The following is a 19,591-nucleotide window of genomic DNA, read 5'->3' as shown; positions in this document are numbered from 1 at the left end:
ATGGAGATAGAACGGAATGGATAAGAAGAAGAAAGCAGCACTTGACGCGGCAGTGCAGAAAATTGAGAAAGAGTTTGGCAGAGGGGCGTTGATGCGGATGGGGGATACTGCTGCCGTCTGGAAAGAGATGGAGGTTGTTCCTACCGGTTCTCTGAGCCTGGATATTGCCTTGGGGCTGGGCGGCATACCCAGAGGCAGGGTAGTGGAAATCTATGGACCGGAGTCCAGTGGAAAAACCACAGTGTCCCTGCACATGATTGCACAGACCCAGAAAGCAGGCGGTATTGCCGCATTTATTGACGCGGAACATGCTCTGGACCCTGCTTATGCCAAACAGATTGGTGTGAATACAGACGAATTATATATTTCCCAGCCGGATTCCGGGGAGCAGGCACTGGACATCGCAGAATTGCTGGTACGGTCCGGGGCGGTGGATATCGTGGTAATTGATTCCGTGGCGGCTCTGGTTCCAAGAGCGGAGATCGACGGGGATATGGGGGACAGCCATATCGGCCTCCAGGCCAGATTAATGTCACAGGCTATGCGCAAGCTGACGCCGGTGGTGAGCAAGTCCGGCTGTATTGTCATATTTATCAATCAGCTGAGGGAGAAGATTGGTATCATGTTTGGCAATCCGGAGGTGACGACAGGGGGAAATGCCTTAAAGTTCTATGCATCCGTGCGGCTGGATGTGAGAAGAATCGACGTGATTAAAAATGCCGGGGAACGTATCGGAAGCCGGACACGGGTGAAGGTGGTGAAGAATAAGATAGCGCCGCCCTTTAAATTGGCTGAGTTCGATATACTGTACGGGGAAGGGATCTCCAGAGAGGGAGATATCCTGGATCTGGCTGCGGAAACCGGCATTATAAATAAGAGCGGCTCCTGGTATGCCTACGGAAACGAAAGGATGGCGCAGGGAAGGGAGGGCGCGAAAGTGTATCTGAACGAACATCCGGCTGTGATGGCGGAAGTGGAGAGCAGAGTGAGAGAACAGTATCACTTACAGAGCAAAGAAATAATGGAACAGGATAAAGAGGAAATGCCTTAGGCCGCGGCCTAAGGCATTTCTTTACGTATATCCTTCCATTAATCGTCCTGGGTACTGATAGCCTCCACGGCTACGCTGCCGCCTCGGACGACTTCCATACGGCCGGAGAAACTCTGCTTTAACAGGGCAATTAAATCATTGTTTTTCCACTCGGTCTGTACACACTCCAATAAAACGTTGGTTTTGCCATAATCGGCGATCCGGACGCTGAATACCTGGGCAATCCGGAATAATTCGGTTTTTTCATGGGAGGTACAGCCCTTTACCTTGATGAACATAATTTCTTTCCGGTGAACCGGAAGATCAGTGATATCGATTACTTTAATAATGGAAACACTGCGGTTTAACTGTTTTTTGATCTGCTCAAAGGTAATATCATCGCTGGTGAGGCCGATGGTTATCCGGGAAACGGTGGGATCTTCCGTCTCACCCACGGTCAGACTGTCCAGGTTATAGGATTTGCTGGAAAACAGCCCGGCAATTTTAGCAAGTACACCTATCTCATTTTCAACATATAGTGAAATCCATCTCTTTTTCATATCTGTCCTCCTTAGCAATCCATTATCATATCATTCAGTGCATGGCCGCCTGGTACCATCGGGGATACGTTTTCAGCCGGGTCGATGATAAATTCGATCAGAGTGGGGCCGCACTTATTTTCCATTGCCCGCCGGAATGCCGGCTCCAATTCTTCTTCCGACTCCACACGGATGCCGAGAGCCTCATAGCTCTCTGTAAGCTTGATAAAGTCAGGCACATATTTTGGACAGCATTTATCCGGATTGCTGCAGTCATGGGAACAGTTTTTGCGGTATTTTAAACAGGTGCTGGAATAGCGCCCGCCGAAAAACATTTCCTGCCACTGGCGCACATTTCCCAGGTAGGAATTGTTCAGCACACAGATGATAACCGGCAGCTCGTTCACAACCGCGGTGGCCATTTCCTGAACGTTCATCTGCATTCCGCCGTCACCGGAAATACAGATTACCGGTGTGTCCGGATTGCCGAATTTGGCGCCGATGGCCGCGGGGAAACCGTACCCCATGGTGCCCAGACCGCCGGAGGTGAGAAGACGTTTCCCCTTGGTCAATTCCAGATACTGGGTAGTCCAGAGCTGGTTCTGTCCCACGTCGGTAGCGACGATGCACTGGGGAAACAGCTCATTGATTTTCCGGATGATTTTCTCCGGGGTAAGGCCCTCATACCGTTCCATGGTGAGGGGATGCTCCTTCTTCCAGCCATTTATTTTTTCCAGCCAGCTGTCCGTATCCAGCGCAGTGCCAAGTTCCAGCATCTTGTCGATGGCTACCTTGGCGTCCGCAACGATGGGGATGTCTACCACGATATTGCGGGAAATGGAAGCAGTATCAATGTCGATGTGTATGATCTTGGCCCCTCTGGCGAACTCGCTGATTTTACCGGTAATCCGGTCGTTGAAGCGGGTGCCGATGGAGAACAGGACATCACATTCGCTGATGGCCGTGTTGGAGGCATAATTGCCGTGAATACCCAGATTACCCACATAGAGCGGATGATCGGAAGGGATCGCTCCCTTTCCCATGATAGTTGTGACAACCGGGATATGGGTCAGCTCCGCCAGCCGGGTCATCGCGGCATTGGCATGGGAGATATTAACGCCGCCGCCAATGAGGAAGACCGGACGTTTGGCCCGCTCCAGCATCTTAAGGGCTTTTTTCAGCTGCCCTTCGTGAACGCTGGTGCTGGGCTTATAGCTGCGGATATTAACTTCAGCGGGATATTCGTCGCTGCCCATGGCCTGCTGAATATCCTTGGGAAGGTCTACTACAACAGGGCCCGGCTTGCCGGTCCTGGCAATAAAAAACGCTTCCTTTATAATACGTCCCAGATCTTTTCTGTCCCGCACGGTGATGGAGTGCTTGCAGATACTCCGGGTGATACCCACGATATCCACCTCCTGAAAGGCGTCGTTGCCGATCAGACTGGTGGGAACCTGGCCGGTAAAGCAGACGAGGGGAACGCTGTCATAGTTGGCCGTGGCAATACCGGTTACGATGTTTGTAGCGCCGGGACCGCTGGTCACGAGACAGACGCCCACTTTTCCCGTGGAACGGGCATAGCCGTCCGCAGCGTGCACCAAAGCCTGCTCGTGTCTGGGAAGGACTACCTGGATATCATCCTGTCCGTAAAGGGCGTCGAACAAGTCGATGGCCTGGCCTCCCGGATAGCCGAAGAGGATATCGACATTTTCTTCTTTCAATGCTTTGACAAATAATTCTGCACCTGTAATTTGTTTCATTTGCTTTCCCTCCTGTTTTACTGCGGCGCGTTTCTCCGAAAAAAACGCCCTAAGCCAAAACGCTTAGGGCGAATAGAATCCGTGTTACCACCTAAATTCAGAGAATGTATTCTCTGCTCTCCGTCAATACAGAGCCTATCTGCTTACAGACAGACCGATACTGCTTTCCGTGTAACGTCGGAAAATCACGTTGAAGTCTACTAAAGATTACTCTCGTTCAGTTCACTGCTCAAAGGCTACTTCCATACTTCCTCCATAAAGATTCGCACCGGCCATCTTCTCTCTGGGATATCGGCAAGTATGTACTCCTCCTTGTCACCGCATTTCGATTTTGATGTTGAAAAGAGTATAACCAGAAAGGAAAGAATTTGTCAATAGTAAAATTTTATCTTTACCGGTGTGTTAAAAAGAATCAAGGGGTATTCCTAAGCCTGCGACGCTTTGAAAAACCGCGGCAGGATGACAGAATCTGACAGAAAGCCCGCGCGGCAAAGCGTTGTGAAATCCAGAAAAAGCTGGTACACTGAAAAAAGCAGAAAGATGCGTAAGGAGGACGGCCGCGATGAAGGAAAGAAAGATTCTTGTTATGGAAGATGACGCCGGGTTAAACCGGGGTATCTGTTTTTTTCTGGAACGGGACGGCTGCCATGTCATATCCTGTGATACCGTTGCGAGGGGCTGGCGGCTGTACCGGGAAGAAGCCCCGGACATGATCCTGCTGGATTTGAACTTTCCCGATGGGGATGGCCTGGATTTCTGCAGGAGGGTGAGAGAAGAATCCACCCTGCCGATTCTTATGCTTACGGCAAGAGATATGGAGACCGATGAGATCCTGGGACTGGAATCCGGGGCGAACGACTATGTGAAAAAACCGTTTTCTCTGGCGGTGTTAAAAGCCAGGATAGAGAGGATCTTCCGGGAAAAGGAGGAGAAGAGGGAGTTTACTCTCCGGGCGGGAGGGATTACTCTGTATCCGGAGCAGATGCGGGCTGAGAAAGATGGCTGTGAGATTACCCTAAGCACAACGGAGTACCGGCTTTTAAAATACCTGATGGAAAATAAGGGACAGGTCCTTTTGAAGGAACAGCTGCTCTCCCGGCTTTGGGATGAAAAGGGAAACTTTGTGGAAGAAAACACCCTGATGGTCACGATTTCCAGGCTGCGCAGAAAGCTGGAGAACGACCCTTCCAACCCGGACTATATTAAAACTATACACGGGATGGGCTATCTGTTTTACGAGAAAAACTGAGGTGTGAGACTGAGATGATAGAATATCTGATTGGTGGCGCGGGGCTTTTGGCAGCTCTGTGCAGTGCTGCCGTCTGTGTCCGTTACAGAAGAAAGATAGAGAATTCCTACGACAGGCTGGAAGAACGGCTGAATGTAATATTAAGCGGCGGTGTGCCGGACCGGGACAAAATGCTTGAGGATACCAGAGAGGATAAGCTGAGCTCGATGACAGAGAGGGCTTTTAACAGCCTGCAGAGTGCAAACCGGGCCGGGGAAGCGGAGCGGGAAGCAGTCAAGGGGCTGATCGGGGATATATCCCATCAGCTGAAAACGCCGCTGGCCGGTATCTGTCTGGAGACGGAGCTTTTGAGGGAGGAAACGCTCACAAGGGAAGAGCAGCTGGAATTCGCGGACCGGATTCACGACCAGGCGGAGAAAATGCAGTGGCTGTTATCCCAGCTGGTGAAAATATCCAGGCTGGAAACCGGAGCGATTACGTTTCAGGCGGAGCCCCTGGGGCTGAAGCAGACACTGGCCGACGCGGTGGCGGGAGTCTATGACATAGGACAGCGCAGAGAAATAGAGATACAGACGGAAGAATTTCAGGATATTACCGTAGTTCACAATCGGCGGTGGACGGCAGAAGCGATTATGAATATCCTGGAAAATGCCCTGAAATATTCGCCGGCGGGAAAGCCGGTAAACATTCGGGTACAGCCGCTGGAACTGTTTGTGCGGATTGAAATCAGGGATTGGGGGCCGGGAATTGAAAAAGAGGACTACACGAAGATTTTCAAACGGTTTTACCGGGGAGAAAATGGCAAAACTGTGCCCGGGTCCGGGCTGGGACTGTATTTAACCCAGCTGATCCTGTCCAGGGAGGGCGGATATGCGGCGGTAGAATCCGGAGGGGCCGGAAGCACTTTCTTTGTTATGCTGCCCAGAGCGGGAAAATAGCGTGCGGTCAGAGAAAGAGTAAGAAGGTACGTGCTGCGTGCCCTGTGTTCGTCCGCGGTAAGCATCCCGGTAAGCCGGGATGCTTATCTTTTATTACCCAGGAATTTTTCTGAGTTTCCTGACTTATCCGCGCAGTTCTTTTACACAAGATTCTGACAGAGCTGTAAGAAATCCGGGATGTACGGTCAGGCGGGTGTCAGAAATGGATGTTAGGATCTAAATTAACCTGAAACAGCCGGCCCGGTCCAGATGGGCTGACGGTCAGGAATAAACATCCCGGCACTGGAGCCCGGGGAAAAACGAGGTGGCTGACATGACAATTGTAACGGTACAAAACCTGAAAAAATATTACGGCACGGGAGAAAACCAGGTAAAGGCGCTGGACGGCGTTGACCTCCAGATTGAAGAGGGGGAATTTGCCGCGATTGTGGGAACTTCCGGCAGCGGGAAATCCACTCTGCTGAATATGCTGGGAGGTCTGGACTGTCCCACGGAGGGAGAAGTAACGGTCCGGGGAATCAGGCTCTCCGGATTGAAGGACGAGGAACTGACGATCTTTCGGAGAAGAAATATCGGCTTTGTGTTCCAGCAGTATAATCTGGTGCCGATTCTGAATGTGATAGAAAATATTCTTCTGCCTGTTGAACTGGACGGCGGCAGGATTGATATGGATTTTATAGATGATATTCTGTCTGTTCTGGGACTGAAAGAGAAAAAATACGCCCTTCCGGGCCAGCTGTCCGGCGGCCAGCAGCAGCGGGTGGCGATTGCACGGGCTCTGGCGGCTAAACCTGCTATTATCCTGGCAGACGAGCCAACGGGAAATCTGGATTCCAGGACCTCGGCCGAGGTGATGGGACTGTTAAAAACCACCGGCAGAACATTTAACCAGACGATTGTAATGATTACCCACAATGAATCCCTGGCCCAGCTCTGTGACCGGATTCTGCATATGGAGGACGGGCGTCTGGCTGCGGGCCGGGAAGAGACGGCGGGAAGAGGCGGTGACGGCCATGAAGAATAATAATAAAAAGGCCGTCCGCCGGCTGTCGGCCAGGAGCAGGAGAGAGAATAAAGCCCGCAATCTCTTTATTATCCTGGCGATTGTGCTGACGACGGTTCTTTTCACCTCTGTGCTTACCATGGGATTTGGCATGATGTCTTCCATGGAGCAGGAAACTATGCGTCAGATAGGGACCAGTGCCCACGCGGGATTTAAGGATCTGACAGGCGAGCAGTATGACCGTATCCGGGAAAATGGCCGTATTAAAAAGATCAGTTATGAGGTCCTTCTGGGTGAGGCGGACAATCCGGAGCTGGCAAAGCGCAGTACGGAGATACGCTACGGCGAACCGGATGATATCCAGTGGGGCTTTCGCACACCGGAAACAGGAACCCTGCCTGAGGGGAAGATGGATATTCTGGTGGATACTATTGTCCTGGATATGCTGGGACTTCCCCATGAAATAGGGACAAAGCTTACACTTGCCTATACATTTCTGGGAAATCAGATCAGTGATGAATTTACCGTATGCGGGATCTATGAGGGAGACCCGATTCTGGGGGCTTCTCAGGTGTATCTCTCGAAGGAATATGTGGAAGAAATCTGTTCAAGGGTTCCGGAACAGGAGAGAAAACAGCTGGCGGATAACGGCAAAAGCAACGGGGAAGGGCTGATCCAGGCCAATGTCTTTTTCTCAGAAAGCAGCGGGATCGAAGAAAATGCGAAGGAAGTCTTAAGAGAATGTGGATTCCAGGATAATGAAATTCAGATCGGTGTGAACTGGGCGTATCTTTCCACCAAGACAGAAGGGGCGGACCCTATCTTCTTTCTGGGGGTGGGCATTGTCTTTCTGCTGATCGGATTTACCGGGTATCTGGTGATCTATAATATTTTCCGCATCTCCATTGTGAATGACATCCGCTTTTACGGACTCTTAAAAACCATTGGGACAACGGGACGGCAGATCCGCTCCCTGATCCGCAGACAGGCATTTTTTCTTTCTATGGTGGGAATCCCCATCGGACTGTTGGCCGGCTGGCTGCTGGGTTTAAAACTGACCCCTGTGCTGATGCGCGCCGTTTCCGGTACGTACGGAAATGGATTCAGCGCAAATCCCTGGATTTTTCTGGGAGCCACAGTATTTTCCATGCTGACGGTCTGGATCAGCTGCCGCAGGCCAGGCCGGATTGCGGCGTCGGTTTCACCGGTGGAGGCGGTAAAATATGTGGAAGCCGCCGGAGGCAAACCGGGCCGGGCCGGAAAAAGAGTACATGGAGCGAAAATCGGAAGGCTGGCTCTGGAGAACCTTTCCAGAAACAAGAAAAAAACGGCCGCGGTGATTGCCTCCATGACGCTGTCTATGATCCTGCTGCTGGTGGTCTATACGCTGGCAACCGGTTTCTCCATGGAGCGTTATCTGGATGAGATGATGAAAGGGGATATCAATATAGGAACGACGGATTTCTTCCATAATTATGGGATGGGAGAGATCGAGGTGCCGGAGGACTACTATCAGTATGCGGCTGGCTTGGAGGGAGTGGAGAGAGAAGGAAAAGGATATGTAGGATTCTTCACCCATTATCTGGATGAGAGGGGACAAAGCAGCCTGAAAAACGCATTAGAAAACGGATTTTTATCCAGCTCTCCCCAGGGGCTGAAGCAGGCATATGAAGCAGTGCTGGGCGATGACCACAAACTCTATGAAACACGGCTGGCCTTCGATGATTATCTTCTGGAACAGATTACTGTCCTGGAGGGAGAGCTGGATCTGGAAAAATTCAAAGAAGGCGGCTATGTGCTGGAAGCGGCAAAACTGAAAACAAAGGAAGGGAAAAGTGCCTATCACCGGCCGGGAGATAAAATTACGTTAAATTATTATGATAAGGAAGATCAGTACGAGAAGGAGGCAGTTTATGACGGGAGTACAGGAAAGGAGATAGATCTGGGTATCAATAAGAAGGAACCTGCCCCGTCGGAGCTGCCCGCCAAAGAATATGAGGTTATGGCAGTGGTGGAATTGGAAGAGGGTCTGGTCTCCTACATGGGAGGAACCCCGGGAATCACCGTCGTCGTTCCGAAGGAGGACCTGGTGCAGATGAGCAAGGTGAGCGGGTATCAGACCTATCTGGGGTGTTTTGAGGTAGAAGATTCCAGGGAAGCTTCTGTTGCCGCGGCACTGGAAAACTATACAACTTCCGTAAATCCTGGTATGGAATTCAGGTCCAGGGACAGCCTGAGAAAGGAATTCGCCGGGATAGTGGGAATGTTCTGGATCGTGGGAGGCGCTCTGTGTGCCGTGGTCGGACTGGTGGGAATATTAAACTACGTTAACGCAGTATTTACCGGCATACTATCCAGAAAGCGGGAGCTTGCCATGTTAAAGAGTATCGGCATGACAGACCGGCAGCAAAAGAAAATGCTCTGTCTGGAAGGATTTTACTATATCGGCTTTACCGCGCTGTTAAGCCTGAGCCTGGGAACGCTGCTGAGCCTTGTTATATTCCGGTCCTTCCAGGAGATCATGCGCTGGTTTGTCTATCGTTTTACCCTGCTGCCGATTCTGGTTTGCCTGCCCGTGTTCGCGGTTATCGCGGTGCTGGTTCCAGTGTTCCTCTATTCCCGCATGAACCGGGAGAGCATAGTGGACCGGCTGAGGGAATAATACAAGACCGGAGGGGCTGCCCCATAGGAGCAGAGCCGGTTAAACTTGACGTTGCATGACTCGAGGTATGTATTCCTTTGTCCGGCGCTAATATGATATAATGTCATCAGAAGCGTGCAAGTCCGAAGGGCTTGTACAACTGCGCGGAGTGCACATCGCCCCGCGCGGATATCATATTGCCAGATAAAAAGAACGGCGGAAGGAGAACATATCATGGAGAGGGTGATAGAGACCAGCTCCGGCAGTCTGACCGGCCTCAGGCGGCAGGGACTGTGGGAATTCAGAGGAATACCCTATGGGAAGGCGGAGCGGTTTAAACGGCCGGCGGAGAGCTCCTGGCAGGGCATCTGCCGGGCAGAACACTTCGGCCCCTGCGCCATGCAGGGAAAGGGAGACGAGGTCATCGGTTCGGAGGACTGCCAGAACCTGAATATCATTACCCCGGATTTGGACGGGAAGCTGCCGGTGGCGGTGGAGGTACACGGCGGCTCCTTCCAGAATGGGAATAATTATGAGGATATGAGCCGCATCCTGGCGGAGAAACAGAAGAATATTGTCTATGTCTCCATCGGCTACCGGACAGGAATACTGGGCTATTTATATCTGGGCGGCAGGCTGGGCGAGGAATACGGGGATACTGGAAATCTGGGGCTTCTGGACCAGATTGCGGCCTTAAAATGGGTGAAGAAGAATATTGCGGCTTTTGGCGGGGACCCGGAGCGTTTGACGCTCATTGGCAATTCGGCCGGCGCGAAGTCGGTTGCGTCCATGATGCTCTCCCCACATTCCAGAGAGCTGTTTCATCAGGCGGTTTTATCCAGCGGGGGCATCCAGACAGTGCGTTCTGCAAAGACCGCATCTAAAGTGGCAAAAGAGTATCTCAGGGTGCTGGGCATTAAAGAAGCCGGTGAACTGCTGAAACTGCCTGCAAGGACTCTGCTGCTGGCACAGAACAGTTTTTGCGCCAGAGCCGGCTCCACCTGTTTTTTCGGACCGGTCGCGGACGGGCACAATATCCCTCTGGACTGGCAGAAGCAGATCCGGTCGGAGCAGGGATGGAAGGGACGCGCGGTAATCGGCGCCAACCGGTGGGAGTGCATTAAGATGAAGCAGAACCCGGCATTTCTTCAGAAGGCGGATTCAATTGCGGAGGCACTCTTCGGAGAAAACGCAGTGTATGCCCGTCGGACTTATGAGAGGGAGTCGGAGGGAAAAGACCTGTCCGGGGAAGAGCGGAGCCTGCTGTGGATACGGATTCTCTCTGACTATATGTACCGGACACATGCGCAGCGGCTGGCAGGGATTCTGGCGGAACGGGGAGAAACGGTGTGGGAATACAGTTTTGAGTATCCGCCGGCGAAACATTCTCTGGATCTGAGATTTCTTACGGGACGGTATTTTAGGGACAATCCCGGCCTTTTTGGAGAGGAGGAAAAAGAAGCGAGGGCGCTGCAGGCTGTTATGGAGGATTTGTACATTCAGTTTATTGCCACGGGAGCTCCGGGCGGCAGCACAGTGCCGGAGTGGTATCCTTCGCGGCCCGAAAGCCGTTACATAATGATGCTAGACGCTGTGTGCAGACAGCAGAAATTAGAAGCAGAGGACGCTTTTTCAGACTTTCCTGACGGAGCGTACCAGTAAAAAATATAGAAGAAGCCGGCTTTGTCACGAAGAAAAGCCGGCTTTTCATGGTTATTTCTACAACCTAGCGGTTACGTCTTTTTCCGGCAGATGTCCTCTTTCTTTCCGGCGGGCAGCTTAGTTTCCCCAAAGTGCGTACTTAACAAAAGAGATATTATAGGTATAATGGGTATAAAGAAAAGGGAGGCGTCGCTATGGATAAAACAAAGATAGAAAGCTGTTTTGGGCTGCTGCGGGATGTAAAAAGTGTTGCATTTGCCACGGTGGACCAGGAGGGACATCCCCGGGTGAGAGTGATAGATGTTATGTTTATTGAACCAGAAAAGCTGTATTTTGTTACCGCAAGAGGGAAAGATTTCTATAAAGAACTGACGGAGACGAAAGAGGCGGCGGTGACTGGCATGAATGAAGCCTGCTGTACCGTGCGTCTGTGGGGCAAAGTCCGAAGGGAAGATCAGAGCCTGTTGGAGCGTGTCTTTGCGGAAAACCCTGTGATGAATGAGGTGTATCCGGGGGACAGCCGTTATATACTGGATGTGTTTTCCCTTTATGAAGGGGAAGGCGAGTTGTTTGACCTGGGAAAAAGCCCGATCGAGAGGGAACCATTTTCCTTCGGTGGACATACCCTGACGGTGAAAGGCTTTCAGATCACCGGAGCCTGTACCGGCTGCGGAACATGCCTGAATGTCTGTCCTCAGAAATGTATTAGAGAGGGAGAACCGTATCGGATACTCCAGGGTCACTGTCTGCACTGCGGCCTGTGTGCTGAGGTTTGTCCTGTTAAGGCAGTAGCTGCTGCCGGTTAAAGAAAAGGAGATTCTATTATGTGGGATCAGATTGTTGCCTATTTTACTTCGAATATGGGGGCCTATCTCGCCGCTCTGGGCGCGCATATCCGGATCAGCCTGCTGACCCTTGCAGCCGCTCTGCTCATCGGGATACCTCTGGGATTTTTTTGTGCGGCGAGAAAACGGGCAGGTACCTGGGTCAGCGGTTTTTTCCAGGTACTTAAAATTGTGCCGAGCCTGGCGGTTCTGATCCTTCTGATTCCTATTATGGGGACAGGACAGATACCTGCCATGACAGCCCTGATCCTGCTGGCTGTCCCGCCGGTTCTCATGAATACGGCTGTGGGCTATGAGGAAGTGCCGGACTTTATGCTGGAGACGGCAAAAAGCCTGGGGATGACCAGGCGGCAGGTCTTCTGGAAGGTGCGGGTGCCGATGTCATTTCCTTCCATTTTTACAGGCGCGAAGTCGGCATTTGTGGAGATTATCGCCAGCGCTACTCTGGCTGCCTACATCGGAGGCGGGGGACTGGGCACCATTATATTTACGGGCCTTGGCTTAAACAGGACCGATCTGCTGCTGATCGGCGGCGGCTCTGTGGCGGTATTGTCCATTTTGGCGGGCGTGATGCTGGGAGCGGTCCAGAAGAAAATTGTCAGGTACCGGGTTCAGAAATAGAGAGACGGGATACGCCGTCGGAAAGAGAGTAATTGTAATGAAAAAAATGTGGAAGAGAAAACGTGCGGCCTGTCTTGCGCTTGTGCTGGTTATGCTGCTGGGGCTGGGGCTTTCAGGCTGCGGAAAGAAAGAAGACAAACATGTAATTCGGCTGGGTACTAAAGATTTTACCGAAAATGTCATTATCGGCCGGGTTTATGCCAGCGCGCTGGAGGATGCGGGCTATGAGGTGGAAGTCATTGAAAACATTGCCGGCTCCATCATCCACACTTCCCTTGTAAATGATGAGATCGACTTGTATCCAGAGTACACGGGGACTGGTCTGCTTTCCATCCTGAAAATGGATGTCATGACAGACGCACAGAAAGTGTATGACACGGTAAAGGATGAATATAAGAAGCAGTTTGACCTGGTGTGGCTTGACTATTCCGCCGCCAATGACGGCCAGGGCCTGGTCATCCGGACAGAGACCGCCGAACGGCTGGGAATCACTACCATTTCCGATGTGCAGAAAAATGCCTCCGCCCTTCGGTTTGCATCCCAGGGGGAATTTGACGAGAGAGAGGACGGCATGAAAGGGCTGGAAAAGCTGTACGGCCCTTTTGAATGGAAGTCTTCTAAAGTATACAGCAATGGCTTAAAATATTCCCTGCTGTTAAATGATGAGGCGGATGTGGCGCCTGCCTATACGACGGAGGGGCAGCTGGTGCAGCCGGAATTTACGCTGCTGGTAGATGATAAGCAGCTGTGGCCGCCCTATAATCTGGCACCGGTGGTCCGCCAGAATGTGTTGGACGAATATCCGGAAATCGAGGATCTGCTGAATAAAGTCAGCGCCCTTCTCACAACGGAAAATGTGACCGCCCTGAATGCCAAGGTTGATGTGGAGAAGCAGGAAGCGGATGAAGTGGCAGAAGAGTTTTACGGGACGATCAAGGACCAGATTTTTGCTGAATAGCGGAGAAGGATAAGGGTGACCGGAAGATGAGCACAGCGATTGAATTTGAACAGGTTAGCAAGAAGTTCGGGGGAAGCACCTATTTGGCGGTAGACCATGTTAGCTGCCGGATTGAGCATGGGGAGCTGGTTACGATACTTGGGTCTTCGGGCTGCGGGAAAACCACGCTTCTGAAAATGGTTAACCGGCTGTATGAGCCGGATGAGGGGGTCATCCGCCTGTTTGGGGAGGATATCGCCGGGGCCGATCCGGTTGCCCTCAGGAGGAAAATAGGTTATGTCATACAGCAGGTGGGGCTGTTTCCGCACATGACAATAGAGGAAAACATCGCGGTTGTGCCTAAGCTTTTGAAATGGCCGGGGGAGAAGACCGCGGAGCGGGTGACGGAGCTTTTGACGTTGGTGGGCTTGGATGCGGGGGAATTCAGGAAGCGTTATCCTGCCCAGCTTTCAGGAGGGCAGCAGCAGAGAGTGGGGCTTGCGAGAGCACTGAGCGCGGACCCGGATGTCATGCTGCTGGATGAGCCCTTCGGGGCGATTGACGCCATTACCAGGGTGAACTTGCAGGAAGAACTGTTAAAGATTCATCAGGCATCGAAGAAAACATTTTTGTTTGTGACCCACGATATCAATGAGGCATTTTACCTGGGCAGCAGGGTCATGATCATGAACCGGGGGGCAATCTGTCAGTTCGGCACCCCGGAACAGATTGTGAAGAACCCTGCTGATGATTTTGTGGCATCCCTGATCGCCTCATCCAGGCGTCAGGAAGCTTTCTGGGAGGATTTGCTGTGACCGGGTTGATGGAATATTTTGTAAAGTATCATAACAAGCTGCTTGCGGCTCTCTGGGAACATGTGGAGATCGTGCTGATCACTCTGGGAATCTCCCTTGTCCTGGCAGGGCTTCTTACTGCAGTCGCCATGCTGAAGGACGCAGCTGCGGGAATCTTGATCTCGGTGTTTTCCGCAGTCTATTCCATACCCAGCCTGGCGCTTTTTGCACTGTTGATTCCGCTTACAGGCCTGGGCAGAAAGACAGCAATCCTGGTGCTGACCCTGTACAACCAGTACCTGCTGCTGCGCAACTTTATTGACGGCTTAAACCAGGTGGACCCGGCTGTGGTGGAGGCGGCTGCGGGAATGGGTATGAGCAGGATGCAGATTCTGTGGAAGGTAAGGCTTCCGCTTTCGCTGAAGCCGCTGTTTGCCGGAGTAAGGCTTGCCGTGGTTTCTACCATTGGCATTGCTACCATTGCGGCCGCGATCAATGCGGGGGGACTGGGAAGCATTTTGCTGGATGGGCTGCGCACGTTTCATGTGAACAAGATTATCTGGGGGAGTATCCTGTCGGCGGGGCTGGCCGTCGTGACAAACGGCATTTTGTCACTGGCGGAGAAGGTGCTGTTTCGGACAAAATAGATGGGAAGGAGATATAAGAGGATGGCAATTGTATGTTGTGTTTGTGGTAAAAAACAAAGCGGATGGATACAGGATGAGGCGCTGAGACCGGAAATGCCGGATTATCGTATTTGTGGTACATGCAGTGATCATAAGAAAAAGCTATTATCGTATGCCGGCAAGGAAAAGGATAAATTTGAAGAAGAAAAGGGCTATTTTATCTCTTGCATGAATGATAAGGAAATGGATCCGCAGGTATTGGATTGTCTTCAGGGGTTGATTGATACTGCTGAGGAACAATGGCTGGATGATGATGAGAGGAGAAGAATACAGGAAGAAAGAAGAAAATTGACAGAAGAGAGAAGTAAACTGCAGGCTGAGGAACAGAGAAAAAAGGACTTTTTTCTGATGACTACCGGATATAATTTTGAGGGATATACAATAAAAGAATACAAAGGAGTCGTAGCCTCGGAAGTGGTAATGGGAACTGGCTTTATGAAACAGTTCTCAGCGGGTTTTTCCGATGTATTCGGTGTTGAAGCAGGCGGAATCGGCGAGAAGCTGGAAGAAGGCCGGGATGAGGCGGTGAAGCGGCTGATTGAAAAAGTAAAGGACTTTAACGCTAACGCGCTTATTGGAGTAAGCTTTGAGTATTCGACAATTGGAACCGTGGCTGTGATTGCTGTCAGCGGGACGGCTGTATTGACAGAGTGATACATAGAAAAGAGGAAGGGCAGGAACAATAAAATGGTTAATCGGCTAAATTATGGAAATGATATTAAGGATGCTACAATTGAGGTAAATGTTTCTGAAAATCAATTTGAATAATTGGGCTGTCACCACGTAAGCCCATGAAACCTGCGGTTCCCTGGGCTTAGGGCTGCCGCCCCATAGAAATAAACGATACGGGTGATTAAGTATTTGTCACCACGTAAGCCCGTGAAACCTGCGGTTCCCCGGGCTTAGGGCTATCGCCCCATAGAAATAAACGATACGGGTGATTAAGTATTTGTCACCACGTAAGCCCGTGAAACCTGCGGTTCCCCGGGCTTAGGGCTATCGCCCCATAGAAATAAAACCCAAAGCAAATTGGAAAAAGAATTTTCCATTTGCTTTGGATTCCATTTCTGCGTGGTGACATTTTATAAAATTTCTATTAAATCGTTAGTTTTGGTGTGTTATAGTACCGTTATGGAATTGACATTATAATAGTCCACATGGTATATTACATAGTAATGAATACTACGTTGTGTGGTATGTATTGTTTGGAGGATAACATATGGGCTACCGGATTATTTGTGACAGCTGTACTGATTTACCGAAAGAATATAAGAAAAATGAGCACTTTGAATTTGTGCCCTTATCCATTCATGTTGATGACTATACAATTGTGGATGATGATACATTTGACCAGAAGGATTTTCTGCGCCGTATGGCAGCCAGTCCCAATTGCCCCAAGTCTTCCTGCCCCTCACCGGAAGATTATATGAAGCATTTTGGAGGGGAAGAGAATATTTATGTGGTGACGCTTTCCGCGAAACTCAGTGGTTCTTATAACAGTGCGGAGCTTGCCAAGAATTTGTATCTGGAGGAAAATCCCCAGAAGAATATTTATGTGATTGATTCCCGCTCCGCTTCTGTAGGACAGGGGTTGATCGCACTTAAGATACAGGAACTGGAAGAGGCCGGGAAGGGCTTTGAGAAGGTCTGTGTGGAGGCGATTAAGTTCCGGGATGAGATGGGAACAAAGTTTGTCCTGGAGACATTAGAAAGCCTGCGGAAAAATGGACGTCTCTCCAACATTACTGCGATTATTGCCAGCGCACTGAATATCAAGCCGGTTATGACGGCCACGCCGGAGGGGGAGATTGATAAGAAAACCCAGGGACGGGGAATGAAGAAAGCCTTGGCGCTGATGGCCAAAGCGGTGAAGGAAGATGCTGTAGATCCGGAGAATCGGACGGTTGGCATCGCCCATTGCAATAACTACGAGAGGGCCTTATATATGAAAGAACTGCTGCTCTCGGAAGTAAAGTTTAAAGATGTTATAATTGTGGATACGGCGGGGATCAGTTCCCTGTATGCCAACGACGGCGGCATTATTGTCTGCTATTAGATATAACTGAGAAAACATTATACCAGGCTGCAATAGACGGGTAACCTCTGTTGCAGCCTGGTTTTGTTATGCCCGGGATACCTCACGGAACGGCAGGGACTTAGTTCTTGAACACCGTTTGAACCTGTAAGCCGGTACTCCGGAGGCGGTGCACTTTTTCGGTTTGTGCATATATTGGATGTATAAATGTTTTAAGGAGGTATCATATGGCAAAGCTGCTTCATGTGAATCACGTAAATTATTCTTACCACGAGCTGTCCGGAGAGACGATTGCTCTGGAAGATGTGGATTTTACGGTAGATGAAGGTGAATTCGTGGGGATTGTTGGACCCAGCGGCTGCGGAAAGTCTACTTTGCTTTCTTTAATTGCGGGTTTGCTGCAACCGGAGAGCGGAAGTATTGAAATAAATCAGAATAGTATTGGTTATATGCTGCAGAAAGATCATCTGCTGGAGTGGAGGACGACACTGAAAAATATCACGCTGGGGCTGGAGGTTCAGAATAAGCTGACCGATGACAGCTACCTGATGATTGATGAAAAACTGCAGACGTATGGCCTGTTCGGTTTTCGGGATACCAAGCCCTCAGGACTCTCCGGCGGTATGCGTCAGAGAGCGGCACTGATCAGGACTTTGCTCCTGGAACCGGATATTCTGCTTTTGGATGAACCTTTTTCCGCCCTGGATTATCAGACAAGACTGGAAGTGTCGGACGATATCTGGCAGATTATCAAAAAGGAACAGAAAACGGCAATTCTGATTACCCATGATATTGCAGAAGCAATCAGCATGAGCGACAGGGTAATTGTTATGTCCGCAAGGCCCGGCACAGTAATACGGGAAGTTCCGATTCATATGACGGTTGAAGGGGAGAGAACACCATTTCACATGAGAAGCGCCCCTGAATTTAGTCATTACTTTAATCTAATTTGGGAGGAGCTGAATCACGGTGGGTCACAAAAAGAGTGAGTTAAAGGCGGCCACCCTGGATATGAGCCTGTCTCAGGGGCAGAGGAACTATGTGAAAAACTGGCTGCTGAAAGAAAAAAGGGTGAGAATCTGGCAGGTGGCCATATTTATTGGATTTCTGGCTTTATGGGAGCTTACAACCTATATCGGGTTGGTAGACCCCTTTATTTTTAGTTCTCCGTCCAGGCTGGTGAAATGCTTTATTCAGATGGCCGGCGACGGGAGTATTTTTTATCACACAGGAATTACTGTGATGGAGGTGCTGGTTAGTTTTCTGCTGGTGCTGGTGATCAGTATTGCGGTGGCGGTCTGCCTGTGGTGGAAGGATGGGCTGGCGGCGATCCTGGACCCGTATCTGGTTATTTTAAACAGTCTCCCGAAATCAGCGCTGGCTCCTGTTTTTATTGTGTGGCTGGGCGCCAACATGAAGACGATTATTATCGCGGCTATTTCTGTTTCGGTATTCGGCAGCATTATCACCCTGTACAAAGATTTCAGATCGGTGGAGGAAGAGAAAATTAAGCTGATCTATACGCTGGGCGGCAAGAAAAAAGATGTCCTTTGGAAGGTGATTCTGCCGGCTAATATCCCTTCCATCATCAGCCTGATGAAGGTTAATATCGGCCTGTCACTGGTCGGGGTTATCATCGGTGAATTCCTGGCCGCAAAGGCGGGTCTTGGATATCTGATTATCTATGGAAGCCAGGTATTTAAACTGGACTATGTATTACTGAGTATTGTCATTTTATGTATACTTGCCACGCTCATGTACAAACTGCTTGAAAAGTGCAGTAAACTATTGTAAAATGCACCCAAAGGTGGGATGCATAAATGAAAAAGATGCTGTTTATTGTGAACCCCCGGGCGGGCAAGGGAATGATTAAAAATAAGATCCTTCCCATTGCGGAACAATTTACCCAGGCGGGCTATCTGGTGACCCTGTATCCGACAGGAGCACCTCTGGATGCGAAAAAAATCGTGATGAAACAGGGTAAGAAATACGATGTGATTGTATGTTCCGGCGGCGACGGTACCCTGGATGAGGTGGCAGCCGGAATGCAGCTTGGCCAGGTGGAACGGCCGGTAGGCTACATTCCCTGCGGGACGACCAATGACTATGCCCGGAGTGTGGGACTGCCAAGAGACCCCATGAAGGCGGCTCAGGTTATTGTAAATGGTCATGTGGGAGGCCTGGACCTGGGCGCTTTTGATGATAAATTCTTCGTCTATGTAGCTGCGTTCGGAGCTTTTACCGACGTCTCCTACAGCACGTCCCAGAATAAGAAAAATGCCCTGGGTCATTTCGCCTATATTGTAGATGGAATGATGAGCCTTCCCAATCTTCAGTCCTATCACATGAATATCAGCTGTGATGGGGAGGAACTGGAGGGGGATTATATATATGGCATGGTGACAAATTCCCTGTCAGTGGGCGGCTTTAAGAGTGTGGTCCGCAAGGTGGCGGTGCTGGATGACGGAGTCTTTGAAGTGCTGCTGGTGAAGACCCCGAAGAATCCCATGGAACTGCAGACGATTGTCAGTGCCCTGCTGCGGGGAGACTTTTCGTCAGAATTTGTACAGCTTCTGAAAGCGGAACACATTGTATTCCGTTCGGAAGCACCAATTCCCTGGGCCCTCGACGGTGAATTCGGAGGGGATCATATGGAAGCGGACATTGTCAACCATCAGGGTGCATTACAATTATTTCTAAAAAAATAATGCTGGTTCCAGGCGGCGGCAAGATTCCGGGCGGCCATGTAACAGACCGGAACAATTGTTCGAAAAAAAGAATTGCAAACCTCTGCGCACTGTGTTATACTCGATACAGAACATATATTCGAGTAGCGGTGTGCGGAGGTTTT

Annotated in this window: 18 protein-coding genes and 1 other annotated feature; of the genes, 16 read left to right on the top strand and 2 right to left on the bottom strand. The window is 50.5% G+C overall.

The features are described from left to right. The first annotated feature begins 16 nt into the window (after positions 1-16). Positions 17-1,051 carry a recombinase RecA gene (gene recA / locus ABCW47_RS08950; RefSeq protein ID WP_343209512.1) on the top strand — a complete coding sequence of 345 codons (1,035 nt, stop codon included), beginning with the start codon at positions 17-19 and terminating at the stop codon, positions 1,049-1,051. A gap of 38 nt (positions 1,052-1,089) precedes the next feature. On the opposite strand, the gene ilvN is transcribed toward recA, so the two are convergent. After that, positions 1,090-1,590 (bottom strand): acetolactate synthase small subunit, encoded by a 501-nt coding sequence (gene ilvN / locus ABCW47_RS08945; RefSeq protein ID WP_343209511.1) that lies wholly within the window; start codon positions 1,588-1,590, stop codon positions 1,090-1,092. A gap of 11 nt (positions 1,591-1,601) precedes the next feature. Continuing rightward, on the bottom strand, positions 1,602-3,329 hold the full coding sequence (gene ilvB, locus ABCW47_RS08940) for a biosynthetic-type acetolactate synthase large subunit (RefSeq protein WP_343209510.1): 1,728 nt from the start codon (positions 3,327-3,329) through the stop codon (positions 1,602-1,604). 61 nt (positions 3,330-3,390) lie between these two features. Then, positions 3,391-3,657 (bottom strand) — a binding site (T-box leader). Positions 3,658-3,891: 234 nt separating this feature from the next. On the opposite strand from ilvB, the gene ABCW47_RS08935 reads away from it, so the two are divergent. From ABCW47_RS08935 to ABCW47_RS08865, 15 genes are all read left to right on the top strand, one after another. Next, positions 3,892-4,578: a response regulator transcription factor gene (locus tag ABCW47_RS08935; RefSeq protein WP_343209509.1), complete on the top strand. Its 687-nt coding sequence runs from the start codon at positions 3,892-3,894 to the stop codon at positions 4,576-4,578. A 14-nt stretch (positions 4,579-4,592) separates the two neighbouring features. Continuing rightward, positions 4,593-5,516, top strand: coding sequence for a sensor histidine kinase (locus ABCW47_RS08930; RefSeq protein WP_343209507.1), 924 nt, complete (start codon positions 4,593-4,595; stop codon positions 5,514-5,516). 313 nt (positions 5,517-5,829) lie between these two features. Continuing rightward, positions 5,830-6,540, top strand: coding sequence for an ABC transporter ATP-binding protein (locus tag ABCW47_RS08925; RefSeq protein WP_343209506.1), 711 nt, complete (start codon positions 5,830-5,832; stop codon positions 6,538-6,540). Beyond that, positions 6,530-9,181: an ABC transporter permease gene (locus ABCW47_RS08920; RefSeq protein ID WP_343209505.1), complete on the top strand. Its 2,652-nt coding sequence runs from the start codon at positions 6,530-6,532 to the stop codon at positions 9,179-9,181. Before ABCW47_RS08925 ends, ABCW47_RS08920 begins: the two co-directional genes overlap by 11 nt. A gap of 213 nt (positions 9,182-9,394) precedes the next feature. Beyond that, entirely contained in the window at positions 9,395-10,822 is a 1,428-nt protein-coding gene (locus tag ABCW47_RS08915) for a carboxylesterase/lipase family protein (protein WP_343209504.1), read from the top strand. Between the two features lie 194 nt (positions 10,823-11,016). Further along, positions 11,017-11,628: a pyridoxamine 5'-phosphate oxidase family protein gene (locus ABCW47_RS08910; protein WP_343209503.1), complete on the top strand. Its 612-nt coding sequence runs from the start codon at positions 11,017-11,019 to the stop codon at positions 11,626-11,628. An 18-nt stretch (positions 11,629-11,646) separates the two neighbouring features. Next, the gene (locus tag ABCW47_RS08905; protein WP_343209502.1) at positions 11,647-12,288 is read left to right on the top strand and encodes an ABC transporter permease; all 642 of its coding nucleotides are present in this window, start codon (positions 11,647-11,649) and stop codon (positions 12,286-12,288) included. Between the two features lie 37 nt (positions 12,289-12,325). Next, positions 12,326-13,246 carry a glycine betaine ABC transporter substrate-binding protein gene (locus ABCW47_RS08900; RefSeq protein WP_343209501.1) on the top strand — a complete coding sequence of 307 codons (921 nt, stop codon included), beginning with the start codon at positions 12,326-12,328 and terminating at the stop codon, positions 13,244-13,246. Positions 13,247-13,272: 26 nt separating this feature from the next. After that, positions 13,273-14,040: an ABC transporter ATP-binding protein gene (locus ABCW47_RS08895; RefSeq protein WP_343209500.1), complete on the top strand. Its 768-nt coding sequence runs from the start codon at positions 13,273-13,275 to the stop codon at positions 14,038-14,040. After that, positions 14,037-14,666 (top strand): ABC transporter permease, encoded by a 630-nt coding sequence (locus ABCW47_RS08890; RefSeq protein WP_343209499.1) that lies wholly within the window; start codon positions 14,037-14,039, stop codon positions 14,664-14,666. The genes ABCW47_RS08895 and ABCW47_RS08890 overlap by 4 nt, the downstream gene beginning before the upstream one ends. A 21-nt stretch (positions 14,667-14,687) precedes the next feature. Next, the gene (locus ABCW47_RS08885; protein WP_343209498.1) at positions 14,688-15,359 is read left to right on the top strand and encodes a YbjQ family protein; all 672 of its coding nucleotides are present in this window, start codon (positions 14,688-14,690) and stop codon (positions 15,357-15,359) included. Between the two features lie 565 nt (positions 15,360-15,924). After that, positions 15,925-16,761 (top strand): DegV family protein, encoded by an 837-nt coding sequence (locus tag ABCW47_RS08880; protein WP_343209497.1) that lies wholly within the window; start codon positions 15,925-15,927, stop codon positions 16,759-16,761. Positions 16,762-16,967: 206 nt separating this feature from the next. After that, positions 16,968-17,729 (top strand): ABC transporter ATP-binding protein, encoded by a 762-nt coding sequence (locus ABCW47_RS08875; protein ID WP_343209496.1) that lies wholly within the window; start codon positions 16,968-16,970, stop codon positions 17,727-17,729. Between the two features lie 22 nt (positions 17,730-17,751). Continuing rightward, positions 17,752-18,534, top strand: a complete 783-nt coding sequence (locus ABCW47_RS08870) for an ABC transporter permease (protein WP_343209622.1) — start codon at positions 17,752-17,754, stop codon at positions 18,532-18,534. A gap of 26 nt (positions 18,535-18,560) precedes the next feature. Beyond that, a complete protein-coding gene (locus tag ABCW47_RS08865; protein ID WP_343209495.1) occupies positions 18,561-19,448 on the top strand; it encodes a diacylglycerol/lipid kinase family protein in 888 nt (295 codons plus the stop codon). Positions 19,449-19,591 lie beyond the last annotated feature (143 nt).

It is taken from the genome of Anaerolentibacter hominis, assembly GCF_032380675.1.
GTDB lineage: Bacteria > Bacillota > Clostridia > Lachnospirales > Lachnospiraceae > Anaerolentibacter > Anaerolentibacter hominis.
This window is presented reverse-complemented; position numbering and strand designations above follow the sequence as displayed.